General features: G+C 49.4%; 9 protein-coding genes. 2 read left to right on the top strand and 7 right to left on the bottom strand.

From position 1 onward, the window contains the following. Nucleotides 1-35 precede the first annotated feature (35 nt). The 4 genes from QEP07_RS04295 to QEP07_RS04310 all read right to left on the bottom strand — a co-directional run bounded on the left by QEP07_RS04295 (nt 36) and on the right by QEP07_RS04310 (nt 6,723). A complete protein-coding gene (locus QEP07_RS04295; RefSeq protein ID WP_285008692.1) occupies nt 36-722 on the bottom strand; it encodes an SGNH/GDSL hydrolase family protein in 687 nt (228 codons plus the stop codon). An 18-nt stretch (nt 723-740) separates the two neighbouring features. Continuing rightward, a complete protein-coding gene (locus QEP07_RS04300) occupies nt 741-4,223 on the bottom strand; it encodes a GH92 family glycosyl hydrolase (protein ID WP_285008694.1) in 3,483 nt (1,160 codons plus the stop codon). Nucleotides 4,224-4,330: 107 nt separating this feature from the next. After that, on the bottom strand, nt 4,331-5,977 hold the full coding sequence (locus QEP07_RS04305) for an FAD-dependent oxidoreductase (RefSeq protein WP_285008695.1): 1,647 nt from the start codon (nt 5,975-5,977) through the stop codon (nt 4,331-4,333). 8 nt (nt 5,978-5,985) lie between these two features. Then, nucleotides 5,986-6,723 (bottom strand): SGNH/GDSL hydrolase family protein, encoded by a 738-nt coding sequence (locus tag QEP07_RS04310; RefSeq protein ID WP_285008696.1) that lies wholly within the window; start codon nt 6,721-6,723, stop codon nt 5,986-5,988. 79 nt (nt 6,724-6,802) lie between these two features. Here QEP07_RS04310 and QEP07_RS04315 point away from each other — a divergent pair, with 79 nt between their 5' ends. After that, complete coding sequence (locus QEP07_RS04315; RefSeq protein WP_285008697.1) at nt 6,803-7,234, top strand: DUF1810 domain-containing protein; 432 nt, start codon at nt 6,803-6,805, stop codon at nt 7,232-7,234. Between the two features lie 3 nt (nt 7,235-7,237). Here the strand turns inward: QEP07_RS04315 and QEP07_RS04320 are convergent, their stop codons facing one another. The 3 genes from QEP07_RS04320 to QEP07_RS04330 form a co-directional block, all read right to left on the bottom strand. Beyond that, nucleotides 7,238-7,975, bottom strand: coding sequence for an SDR family oxidoreductase (locus QEP07_RS04320; RefSeq protein ID WP_285008698.1), 738 nt, complete (start codon nt 7,973-7,975; stop codon nt 7,238-7,240). A 70-nt stretch (nt 7,976-8,045) separates the two neighbouring features. Continuing rightward, a complete protein-coding gene (locus tag QEP07_RS04325) occupies nt 8,046-8,615 on the bottom strand; it encodes a Crp/Fnr family transcriptional regulator (RefSeq protein ID WP_285008699.1) in 570 nt (189 codons plus the stop codon). Further along, nucleotides 8,597-11,593 (bottom strand): ATP-binding protein, encoded by a 2,997-nt coding sequence (locus QEP07_RS04330; protein ID WP_285008700.1) that lies wholly within the window; start codon nt 11,591-11,593, stop codon nt 8,597-8,599. Before QEP07_RS04330 ends, QEP07_RS04325 begins: the two co-directional genes overlap by 19 nt. An 81-nt stretch (nt 11,594-11,674) precedes the next feature. On the opposite strand from QEP07_RS04330, the gene QEP07_RS04335 reads away from it, so the two are divergent. Next, a complete protein-coding gene (locus QEP07_RS04335) occupies nt 11,675-12,745 on the top strand; it encodes a PAS domain-containing sensor histidine kinase (RefSeq protein ID WP_285008701.1) in 1,071 nt (356 codons plus the stop codon). The last annotated feature ends 30 nt before the right edge of the window (nt 12,746-12,775 follow it).

Genomic DNA, 12,775 nt, shown 5'->3' on the forward strand with positions numbered 1-12,775 from the left:
ACGGCGTCAGCAGAAATCGAGTAAGCCAGACGTAGTTACCGCGCAGAAATCAGCTGTTTTAGCAGATATGGCAGTATCAGTTTTTGCGACGCCTCCGCCGAGGGATGGATACCATCCGGCACCCAGCGTAAAAACTCCTGCTCGTTTCGGGCTATTTCGTTCCAGTAGCTGTGGTCGACCACCTTCACCTTCATCTGGCGTCCTATTTTTTTATACTGCGCATAGTAGGCTTCAAAGTTCGGCCTGTCTCTTAAATGCTCGCCCGTTGGCGGATTCATAATCTGCAGGACCACCTGCACATCGGGCTTCCAGGCCCTGATCCGTTCGATCATGTAACGCAAATTTAACGCACTCGCTCTCAGGGAAATCTGATAGGACAGGAAAGCGTCGTTGACCGCGAACTCAATAAATACCACATCCGGGTCATGGTTAAGTACACGGTCCTTCAGGTTACTCACGCCCCAGTCGGAATGCATGGCCACCTGCGCGGAATTTCTAATGCTGACTTTACCTGGATACCGAGTGTTTAAAGAATCCTTCAACCCCGAAACCCAGGTCTGTGCCGGGAGGCCTGCGGTTAGACTCGTACCGTAGACCACAATATTCAGGTCCTTACCGTTTTTGAGGGCGTTGATCCATTTGCTCTGTGCGCGGAGCTTTACCGGACAACAGGCAAAGGATAAGAAGACCATCAAAGCACAGATAACATTGGAGTTCTTCATGTATTGTCTATTTGTTATCTATTTGATCCCGGGCCTACTCAATGCGGCTTTTGCTGCAGCCTCAATCTGTTCGGCACTACGGGCCTGGCTATACAACTTGACATAGCTCATCAAGCCCTTAAAGCTGTCCTCCAACCCGGTTCTCTCGTTCTTAACGCCAATAAACAGCGGGTCGGTCGTTACAGCAATCTCACCCGAGGCCGACTGGGCTGCAATACGCTTTCCGTCGGCCCATACCGAGATGGTTTTACCATCGTACTGGCAAATCAGGTGCAACCAACGGTTTACCTCAGGAAGCTTAAATTTAATCAATCCGTTTGTCACACCTTCCAGTTTGAACTCCAATTCATCAGCGCCATTGCGAAGTATCAGGTACTGGTTGTCCGCCCGCCCTTTTTGCAGGACTCTTCCAAAGCTGTACCAATTGGTTGGTTTCAGAAATAACTCCAAGGCCAACTGCGTCTTTGGCGACAATGCGCCCCGATCTTCAATCCTCAGGTGATTGTTTTTTTCGAACTTCGCCGCCTGCAACTGGTTTTCCTTTGCCAGATCGGGCAGGCGCTCTACCTGTGGATAATTTTTTATGCCCGAGAGGTCGAGCGTTGGGGTATTGGCGTCGTTGAAGTCGTAATAGAGCACCAGGTGGTCCTCCGGTTTTACCTGCGGTATCTTGACGTCAAAAGAGCGCAGCTTTTTCCCGTTAAACGACAAATCGTATGTACCCTGCTGTCTGGCAAAAAAGTCGAAGCTGAGGGTGTCGGTCTGCCCCGGGGCCAGGTTAACCTTGCCCGTTTTCACGTGATCTTTGCCCAGCCGGATGCTATAGCTGCCTTTCGTAGCACTACTGCCGTGGTTAATTACCAGCATGGAACCATGTACATGTTCTCCATTAGCATAGGCAGTCAGCGATTCCACGAGAAGCTCGCTTTTCTTCGGGCTTACATCAATACTAACTGTTTGTCCATCGCCAAGTTTAAGCAGGTGACTGCCCGGTTTAAACAGGCGGAATTTATAATTCATGGTTTTTGTCTCGCCCGATTTCACCACGGAGTCTTTCGCCACAATAACCGCATCATTTTCCATGATCCGCCCAAAGTGGCTACCCAACGCACCCTCATTTTCAACCTGGTAAGAAACTTCGATCCAGTCGCTCGACTTCACTGTTACGGGGTAACTGAGGTTGCCAATAACCATCCTGGGCTCGCCTACCGTCTGCGATGGCGGTGTATCCCGGAAACCCCATTCCTTATTAGGCTGGTTTCCCAATACAAGTTCCAGCGTACCGCCGTTGATGAGTTCCTTTTGTTTAAACCAGTTGTTGTATAACGGCTTACCATTTAGCTTCGCGCTCTGGATGTAAACATTCTCTGGCCCGTTGTTTTTCGCGACAATTTCAAAAACTTTACCCGGATAATACACAGGGTTCAGATTTATACGGATACGGTCAAACAACGGCGCAGTAAGCTGATACAACGGCTCGGGGTCAATGCCGCCTTTTACATCAAACAAGCCCATACCAATCAGCGCGCTCATCGCAGCCATCTGTCCCTGGTCCTCATCGTTACCCCCGTATCCGCCCTGCGGCGTAATATCGCTGAAGGTGTAGCCGTACACCTGCCTTACCCAGTATTGCGACAGCCAGGGCTTGCCTGCATAGTTAAACAGGTGGGCCATCACCATACCTGGCTGATTGGAATAATTGACGTAGTTACCACCGTAACCGCCCACAAACTTGTCTTTCCGGGCTTGCTCAAAGCCAAAATTCAGTTTGTCACAATACGCATCCACACCACCCATCACGTTTACTAAACCTTTAATATCGTGTACAGCCATCCAGGTGGTTTGCCAGGAATTCGCCTCCACAAAGCCACCAAAGTTGGCGTTCAGTACCGGGTCGAACGGTTCTGTCCAGCTGCCGTCCTCATTTTTGGGCCTTATAAAACCTATGGAGGGGTCGAACATATTGGTCCAGTTACCAGAACGCTTCAGGAAGTATGCATGATCCCCCTCCTTCCCGAGTTTAGCGGCCAACTGTGCCAGGGCCCAGTCCTGCGTCACGAATTCCATAGTGCGGCCTGCCCCGCCCCAGCCTTCAGCCGGATTGGTCTCAGGCACATAACCTTTGGCGATATATTTATCCAGAAAACCTCCGCCGTAATCCATCGTGCTTCCCGGCATATGCGCCTTTTTCAATGCATCAAAAACCTTATTTACATCGTAGTCACGAATCCCCAGCATGTAAGCACCCACTATGAGTTCACTTACCGGTGAACCAGTCATAATCCATGATTCCTTACCGATAACCGGTCCGCGCGGCAGGTGCCCGCCATCCTCGTAATACACCATCGACGACTGCACAAAACTGCTCAGTACCTCCGGATAGGCCACACCCCAGAGGATATTCAGGTTCCACATGGTCATCCACAAAGCATCGGTACTTAGATGCATGAACTTTGGACGGCCTTTTTCATCGAGCGGCAACTGTTTCACCAGCAGTTTGCCCGACATATAATCGGGATACTTACCATTTGCATCCTGTATTTGTCGCCGACCCAGCAGCGAACGCCACAGATCGGTATAAAACTTAATCCGCTGTGCTTTAGTGCCTCCCTCCACTTCTATACGGCCCAGCCAGTTATTCCAGTCCTCGTTAGATTCTTTCACAATACGATCAAAATCCCAGTGCTTCAGTTCCTGCTGCAGGTTCAGCTCTGCCTGGTCTATGCCGCACCAGGAAACACCCACTTTAACCTTGACTTTCTCTCCTGCCTTAACGTCAAATTTAGCGGAAACGCCCAGTTGCTTATCCTGGACAGTTTGCCCCACACCCAACGCCGGTAGCCTGCCCTTTTCGCTCCATGGATTCAGCGACTTAAACGGCTTGTCGTAATAAATACTGAAAAAGAGCGTGACCTCGCCCACCATCGATTGCTGCAGTACCCAGCCTTGAATATGCTGGTGACCGATTGCTGTAATACGGGCCTCTTTCATGATACCGCTCCCGAGCTGACCGCCCAGATACAGTAAAATATCTGCCTCGCCAGCCTTATCAAAAGTATACCGGTGAAATCCAACGCGTGTGGTAGACGTCAGCTCCACATTGGTGTTATATTTATCAAAATACACCTGATGATAGCCTGGCTTGGCCACTTCCCTGTCGTGAGAAAAGGATGTCTTCCATTCCTCCTGACCCTTGGTATAATCGATATTTCCGGTGGTAGGCATCAGCAGTATTCCGCCCACGCCCCAGTCGTGAATATGTGTAAGCCCGCGGATTTCAGACTCCTGATAACGATAGCCCGAAGCCCACTCCCTTTCGAGGATGTTGTCCGGACTAAGATTCACCATTCCAAATGGTCGGCATGCAGAATTAAAAAAGAAATACCGCGACTTAGTCGATTCAATAAAAGGATCGACCAACGCAGCGTAGTCTTGCTTTTGCTGGGCGGAACTATAATACCGGATCAGCAGGATTGCTAACAGAATAAAAAAACGTTTCATACAGTGTGTTTATAATTGTATATACAAATTAGGCAACATGTATATACATGTGCAAATGTATACGTTTTTTTTCGTTACGCAAGACAGCCGCTAAAAAACATTGAAACCTAATAGATCAGCCGCTGCTTTTGACTTAAGAGCATAGTCTGCAACTCGCCATAGTCCACATCCTGCACTGCGGTACCATGATCTATAGCCAGCGAAGCGGCAGTCGCGGCCGATTCTCCGAGAATCATAAACACTGGCTCCATACGTACCGAACCATAGGCTATATGGGAAATGGACAAACAAACTGGCACAAGCAGGTTGCTGCATTCTTTGCGCTTGGGTACCAGCGCATCGTAAGAAATGCTGTATGGTTTAGGTGCTTTTACGCCGATATCGCCCTCATTCTGCACATAGCCTTCCGGGGTAACGTAACGCTGGGTATGATGGGAATCCAGAGCATAAGAACCCATGCCTACCGACTTCTGTATGGGCCGCTTACCCAAGACCTCGTGCTCGGTCATCACAAAATCGCTTACCATTCTTCTCGCTTCGCGGACATAAATCTGGTGCGGCCAGCCGGCGTTGTCTTTAAATTCATCCTTGGCCAGGCCCCAGTTGCTCATCTTACTTCTCACATCGGCGGGAACCTTAGGATCGTTGGCCAGATAATACATCAGGCCTTTCTGATAATCCTCATGCTGCTTGATGATTTCCCTGCGCTGCTCATAAGATGCTTCAGGATAGGCGTAGTTCATCCCAATAAAATCTGTACTGAACGGGCCGTGGTTGTTCGTATCCGTTTTACGGTTGGGCACGGGATCAAACTTATCAAACACCTCGCGCCAGCCACTGGCAAACACCCGCGCCAGCAATTCGTAATTGGCCGGGTTATAGTTGTCCGGCTTCGGAAAAGTAATGCGGTTGTCGGGGTGATTGCTCAGGCACATCCGGAAGCAGTAAGCCTGAAGCTTCTTATCGCCCGCCCCCTTCTCACCTGGCTGCTCCGCCGAAATGCCCGGCAGCAAACCACTACGCTTATCTCCGGGCACCACATACGGATCAATCTGGCTGGTAAAATGATGTCTGTGCTGAAACACGCCCGTCTGCACCCCATTCCATTGTTCACCATAAGTGGCGTTCGATTCACGGCCCACGTGGTAGCTTACCCCCGAGGCTGCCATCAGGTCGCCCTCATAGGTAGCGTCGATAAACACCTTGCCGGTAAACACCTTTCCGCTTAGCGTAGTGATGCTAAGGATCTTCCCTGACTTCTTCTTTACCCCTTTCTCACGGTTGAGCCATTCATTGCGATATACCTGTATGCCATGTTCCTTTACAAAATCTTCCATGATCTTCTCGGCCACATGCGGTTCAAAGATCCACATCGTACGCTCGTTCCCATCGATAGCCGGTGTACCCTGTCCTTTATTGCCATACTCCTGACGCGTTTGCCACTTCCAGGCCGTATCTGTTTGATAATGCAGGTATACCCGATGATAAAACTCGCGGGCAAGGCCGCCGATAACCTCCTTATTTCCCGTATCGGTAAAACCCAGCCCTCCGGCCGATAGCCCGCCCAAATGCTTGTCGGGCGACACCACCACTACTTTTTTACCCAGTTTGGCCGACTGCACCGCAGCGGTGATGGCTGCCGAAGTGCCGCCATAAATGACGATATCAGCGTTGTAAGTTTTCGGCTCGTCCTGAGCCTGAAGGGTACCAGCAGAAAGGACAAAGGATAAGAGGATTAGGAATCTTTTCTTCATTTCGTATTTCAGGATGTGGTTAATAGCTTTTTAAGGTAGGCCGGGTAACTGTCGCGATCGATACTGCCATCACCCCGGGTAATGCTGTCACCGAAGCAAACAATGCCAGCGGTGGGAATCTTATGGCTAACGATAAAATCATAGACCGTCAGTGCAATAAACCGGTAGCCATTGGCTGTGGGATGTATGCCGTCGCGCTTATTGCTGTTCGCCTCATTTTGAATGAGCGATTCCTTTCCGGTGCCGATTTTTCCGATGGCGTTGAACCGATGCTCAAGATCCAGGAGAAATACTTTTTGTTCAGCCGCAAGCTTTTTAACAAGACTATTGATCTGGGCGCGGCGACCGCCAACGCCTTCAGGCTGATAGAACGATGCTGGATGACGGGTGAGGAGATCCGGCTCATAACAAGGGAGAATAGTCATCAGCAACACCCTCGAACCCGTGGCTTTGATGCGCTTGACCAGTTCGCGCATGTTCCGCTCATAATCGGCGAGGGGAATATGCTTCACGCTGTTCATATCGTTGGTACCAGCCATTAAAATGGTAAGCCGAGGTTTATGGCCCAGACAATCGCTTTCAAGCCTTTTAAGTAAATCGGCCGTATTATTGCCCCCTACTCCGGCATTAATGACATCAAAACCGTCCTGCAGGGGAACAGCACCCAACACACCATTCGACAAAACCGTGCCCGCCACGGCACATACCATGTATTTTATGCTTTTTCTTCTGCTTAAACTGTTCACTTTGGTTAGCTGTTTTACAATACTACAAAAACGAGCCAACTAAACAAGGGAAAACGGTGTTTGATCTTAAAACGATAAAATGTCTGACCGTAACAACTTATCCCGATTTATCACCGCACAGCAGGGCAGCTATGACACCGCACTTCGGGAAGTGCAGGACGGCCGTAAGCGAACGCATTGGATGTGGTACATTTTTCCGCAGGTCATCGGACTTGGCAGAACGGACACCTCCATTCATTATGCCATTCGTGATCTGGAAGAGGCTAAAGATTACCTTGAGCACCCTGTACTGGGTATGCGCCTGCTTGAAATAAGCAGGGCATTGCTGAAACTTAATGCCAACAATGCCCATGCAGTGTTCGGTTCGCCCGACGATATGAAACTCCGCTCGTCCATGACACTTTTCTCGCTCGTAGAAGGTGCAGATCCTGTATTTCAGCAGGTGCTAAGTAAGCTCTTTAACGGACAGAAGGACGAAAAAACGATTGCACTTCTCGAAGGCAGGGGATAGTCACTACCATGGGATTTCTCCTCCTTCGGGGTTGGTCTCATCACTGAAAAATTTGCCCGAGGGTCCTTGACCATCCACTAAGGCATACTTGATGATACGTGCGGCAGCGGTTGCCACCTCGCCGCCTTGTTGACCGGTAAAATCAGTCTTGGTATAACCGGGGCATACGGCGTTTACTTTAAAAGCGGTATCGCGCAATTCGTAGGCAAGTTGCACCGTGTACATGTTCATCGCCGCTTTTGACGACGCATAGACAGGATATTTTGCGTAATCGTATGCCGGCCACGACGGGTCGCTTTGCAGACTGAGTGAGCCGACACTGGTACTTACATTTACAATCCTCGGTTCCGGGGCTTTTTCGAGTAAGGGAAGAAAGGCCTGGGTCACTGCAATCACGCCGTAAAAATTGGTATCGAAGACCTCTTTAAAGCTTTGTATATCAGAATTAAGCGCGCTTTGGGGCAGCTCACCACTGATCCCGGCGTTGTTAATTAATACATCAACGCAATTTTGTTCAAGCTCGATGAGCTGTCGGGCCGACTGAATACTCTGTGCATTGGTTACGTCGACCTGCACGGCCTTCATATCTTGAAGGCCTTCGGATTTAAGTCCTTCCACCGCAGCTTTACCATTTTCAAGATTCCGGCTGCCGAGATAAACGAAAAATCCTTTTGCTGAAAGCTGTCTGGCTGTTTCCAGACCAATTCCTTTGTTAGCTCCTGTAATTAAAACTGATTTCATAGTGATCATTTTTTTACAAAACTGCAGAAAACAGTTTCGGGAGCTTTTACCATATGTTAAAAAAACGCCATTAGCGCACCTGCCTTCTGATACGGCTGAGGGATTGCTGCGTGACGCCAAGGTACGAGGCAATGTAAGCAAGCGGCACCCGGTTGGCCAGTGAAGGATGATTTTCGAGAAATTCGAGATAACGTGTAGTGGCGTCCTGAGAGATGACTGGCGCCTTTCTGGATTTATAAAACATGCAGGCGTGCACCATCTTGTTCTTGATATTCTCCCAACCCGTGATCCTGTCCGATAAGCCGTGCCAGTCGTCTTTTGAAAAGATAATAAGGCTGCATGGCGTGCAAGCCTGCAGGTATTCTGTGGAGATAAAACCAGCCTCCAGATTCATATAATCAGAGACCAGATTGTTTTCGCTGATGAAGCAGCGGGTAATCTCCTCTCCCTTATTGTCGTAATAGCAGCCGCGGATCACTCCTTCCAGGATAAAACCTACCTGACGGGGAACTTTTCCGGCTTCAGAGAAGTATTCATCTTTTTTGAGATTAAGCTTGGTCACTGTCGCGGAAATAAGATTGCAGTCCTCGTCACTTAAATGACCGAATTGCGATACATAGTCTACAAGCGCTCGAGCCATTTTATCGCCTCCTCTGTAGAGGTAAAAAATTGTACCGTAGCAGCGCCTTCTTTTACGGCGACCGCCTTTTCTGCGGATAGGCGGCTAAATACACTGGGTGAGTATACCCAGGCAAAATAGCGCAACCCTGCCTCTGCCATCATCGGGAACCACTCCTCCCCGGCCCAGTCGGCCGCTTCCGACCAGGAGCCCAGCACATGGGAATTATCGTTGACCACCTTTGTTACCCCATTCGCTTTCAGCATCTCCAGCATGCGCATGCCTCCTGCCTTCACGGTATCTACCGTTTGAAAGCCTGTCCAGTCGACCTCCAGATAATCTGAACCTTCTGTCCGCAAAATGGTGATATGCGGATCTTTATAATATTGATCGGTTTGTATCACCGGCTGATAATCAAGCTCAAGGCTTTCGAGCGGTAATCTGAAATAAAATACCGAACCCTTACCCGGCTCGCTTTCTATCCAGAAGGTACCCAAATGTCGCTTCAGGATTTCCGAAGAGATAAACAAACCAAGACCCAGTCCGTCGAAACGCATTTTGGTATTATCAACCCGGTAATAACGATCGAACAAACGTTGTATATGCTGCGCTTCAATGCCAATACCAAAGTCCTGCACCGACACGATAAGGCCTTGTCCGGAGATTTCGCTTTTCACAACCACCTTATCGGAATCCGGCGAATACTTGGTAGCATTGCTCAAGAAGTTGTTTACGACCTGTTCTAACCGCATGCGGTCGCCATTCACGATCACCTGAGCCGGCTGTGTTAGCACAATTTCGTGGCTGGACGTGGTAAGCTGGAAAGTTTCCACCGCCTCACGCAGCATTTCGGAGAAATTGAAGTTCTGCAGGTCGTAACTTAGTTTACCGGCATTGATCTTCGTAACGTCGAGCAGATCATTGATCAGCTTTTCTAGCCTTTGGATATTTTCAGCTGCCTTTTCCACATAGGAAGCGGCGCGTTCAGGGTTCGCAGCCTTGCGAAGCAACTGGTTGAAGGCCTTGATACCGGTAAGCGGCGTCTTTAACTCGTGACTGGCGATGGACAAAAATTCGTCCTTACGTTGCTCGTTCTGCTTCTGTATCTCTATATTGGTGTTGGTGCCCAGCCATAGCACAATCTCGTCCTTTTCCTTCAGGGGCACCGCTCTTGAAAGATGCCAGTAGTATTCCCCATCTGCAAAACGCAGGCGAAATTCTGCGGTGTACTCCTCGCCGGTAGTTAAGGCGCTTTGCCAGGCGAGCAGACACCCAGGTAGATCGTCGGGGTGAATAAAAGTTTGCCATCCGTTGCCTACAACCACATCTGCGGGGTAACCGAAATCCTCGGTGACCACCTGGTTTACGTAATTAAGCTGACCATCCGGAGTGGTTGTCCACACCTGCTGGGGTATGGCATTGAGCATAAACTGAAACTTCCGTTCGGTAGCTTCGGCACGATGACGTACCTGCACCTGCTCGGTTACGTCCTGGCAAAGCACAATGATGCCTGTAATACCCTCGCCAGCTTCTATGTATGGCTGGCAGATGATGTTCAGAAAACGCTCAACAGGCTTGTCATCCATCACTAAAGGATAGTACTGTTCGTAAAGATGGACCGGCTCATTGGTTTGTAACACCGACTCGACGATGGTGCGGAGACCGGCGCTATTTTCGGAGAGCACCTCGAACAGCGGCTTTTTCAGGAGCTCACCTTCCTCCTTCCCAATTAATCCGGCAAAAGCTTCATTCACCACGTCGACAAGCAGTTCTGGCCCGGTTAGCAACACAATGCCTGTAGAAGCCTCGCTGATCAGGTTGCTGAAACGATACTCGCTTTCGCTGAGCTTGTCGAGCGTTTGATGCAGTTCGGCCTGCGTTTCATTAAGCTCTTCGTTGGTGGCTGCCAGCTCTTCGTTCAGGGCAACAAGTTCCTCATTGGTGCTCGCGAGCTCTTCGTTGGAAGCGGTGATCTCTTCGTTTAAAGCCTGCTGCTCTTCATAAAGCTCCGCATTAAGCATCAGTTCCTTCTGATAGGCCACAGCAAGTTCGGCCGTATAGGCATTATTCAAAATACTGCCTGTATTGGCCGCCGTTGCTGCAAAGAACTGACGGTAATCTTGGTCGACCCGCTTACGTGCGGAAGCACCAAGCACTATATATCCTTTTACAGAAGCTTCAGCAGTGTGTACCGGCAGCACCATCGCTTCGGTTACAGGTTCCGGCCAGTGAGAGATTACCGGTGTGGAGAGCGTGGTATCAAGATTTTCGAGATGGATTTCATTTGAACCATCATAGTCGGCCAGCAGGCGACTAAGTTGTGCCAGCTGAAGATCATTCAGGCGACTGCTTCCCGAGAGTTCATACGCTTCATTTACAGTGTCAAAGCTATAATATGCATAAAACGAGATGTCGAGCACCGCCCTTTCCAGAAGCTGGAAAATCGTTTGCCGAGCCATTGCCAAAGACGTAGAACTGGTCAGCTGCGCTAAAAATGCATTGCGGATGCCCGCCCTCCGCTCGTTGATCACCCGGTAGGATGTTTCGATCACGGCATTGAAAACGCCGCCTACATTACCATCGGGCGCCATGATAGGCGAAAGCGAATAATCAAAATAACACTCCTCGGTGTAACCGTACCGATGCATATAAAGCGGGGCATCTGGTCGGCGGTAAGACTGACCCTGATGCAAAACGCTTTCAAACTCTTCTTTTAAACCTTCCCATATTTCCGGCCACACTTCTCCACCTGGCCTGCCGAGCGACCATGGATGCTTCTGCCCAGGTATACTGCTCCAGGCATCATTGTACAGCAAAGTAAACGCTGTGCCCCAATAAATGGCAATTGGAAATCCGGAATTTAAGGCAATGGCCACCGCCGAACGGAGGCTCTCGGGCCAGGTTTCGGGCGAGTTTAAGTTTGTGGCAGACCAGTCTCTGTTGCGGATTAATTCACCGAGCTGTCCGCCTCCCTGCAAAAATGGTAGGTGTTCGCGCATAATTATCCTCGGAACCATCAAATTTTATACCGTAAAAGCGGAAAACCTTAACCCAGGGAACTTGTTATTAGAAGTAAAACGATGATACAGTCTCCTCATTTCAAATCCCTTACTGACGAATCGGGCATTGCTACTTTCATATTCGACATTGGGAACAAGGAAATCATTTATAAAAACCGGGCTTTCAGCATATTATTCCCTGGTTGTGGGGAGGCAGAAATACCGGGGAAGCTCTGGGACTTTGTGCATGCTGATGACCATGAATATGCTCGGAAGTGCTTTGACGACCTCCTGCAGGGAACGTTGAAAAAAGAGATACATCTTCGGATCGCTCACGAAAATGAAAGGCGGCAATGGGTGCGGGCTATGCCCTCGATGTATACGGACAGCGAGGGTCGATCTTTCATTCACTGCCATATCATAGACGTTACAGCCGAACTTATCAATGAGCATACCTTTGCAAAATACGCGAATAAAAAGAACTCCATCCTGAACATTCTTGCGCATGAACTTGCCGGCTCGTTGAGCATAGCCAGAACACTGAGCAGCAAACTGAAGTCGGACGTGCTGGGCGAAACCCACAACAAGCTGGTAGATCATGTGATGCAGATAAACCGGGAGGCCGTAGAACTGATCCGCGACTTAACCAGTCGCGAATTTCTGGAAACTGCCAATGTGGTACTTACTAAAAAACGGGTTGACGTAGCCCGTAAGCTTGCCGAGTATATCGAAGAAGCGAAGAACGCGGAGAGGAAAATCAAACGTACGATCACGTTCAATGCCTCGCCCAAGAGGGTACATCTCAGCATTGACGAATCCAAATTTATGCAGGTGATCAATAACCTGATGAGTAATGCCCTGAAGTTTACCACCGAAAACGGGATCATTGCCTTTAAGGTAGAAGACAAAGGGGATTCCGTGCTGTTTACGGTATCTGACAATGGCATCGGTATCCCTAAAAAACACCATGCGGTCTTGTTCGATCAGTATACTTCGGCAGGACGGCCGGGACTTCAGGGAGAAGCTTCTACCGGACTGGGCATGAGCGTGGTTAAAAATATTGTGGAATGGCACCAAGGAACGATATGGTTTGAAAGTGAATTAGGTAATGGCACCACTTTTTATATCGAAATTCCGCGGGAAGCCCCTTAACCTGAACAAAAAAACTAAACTTTCCTTTGT

The organism is Pedobacter faecalis (assembly GCF_030182585.1).
In the GTDB taxonomy this organism is placed as follows: domain Bacteria; phylum Bacteroidota; class Bacteroidia; order Sphingobacteriales; family Sphingobacteriaceae; genus Pedobacter; species Pedobacter faecalis.

Coding starts and splice junctions, on each gene's coding strand:
- QEP07_RS04330 (WP_285008700.1), bottom strand. CDS start 11,593: ATGCGCGAACACCTACCATTTTTGCAGGGAGGCGGACAGCTCGGTGAA.
- QEP07_RS04315 (WP_285008697.1), top strand. CDS start 6,803: ATGTCTGACCGTAACAACTTATCCCGATTTATCACCGCACAGCAGGGC.
- QEP07_RS04295 (WP_285008692.1), bottom strand. CDS start 722: ATGAAGAACTCCAATGTTATCTGTGCTTTGATGGTCTTCTTATCCTTT.
- QEP07_RS04305 (WP_285008695.1), bottom strand. CDS start 5,977: ATGAAGAAAAGATTCCTAATCCTCTTATCCTTTGTCCTTTCTGCTGGT.
- QEP07_RS04300 (WP_285008694.1), bottom strand. CDS start 4,223: ATGAAACGTTTTTTTATTCTGTTAGCAATCCTGCTGATCCGGTATTAT.
- QEP07_RS04325 (WP_285008699.1), bottom strand. CDS start 8,615: ATGGCTCGAGCGCTTGTAGACTATGTATCGCAATTCGGTCATTTAAGT.
- QEP07_RS04320 (WP_285008698.1), bottom strand. CDS start 7,975: ATGAAATCAGTTTTAATTACAGGAGCTAACAAAGGAATTGGTCTGGAA.
- QEP07_RS04335 (WP_285008701.1), top strand. CDS start 11,675: ATGATACAGTCTCCTCATTTCAAATCCCTTACTGACGAATCGGGCATT.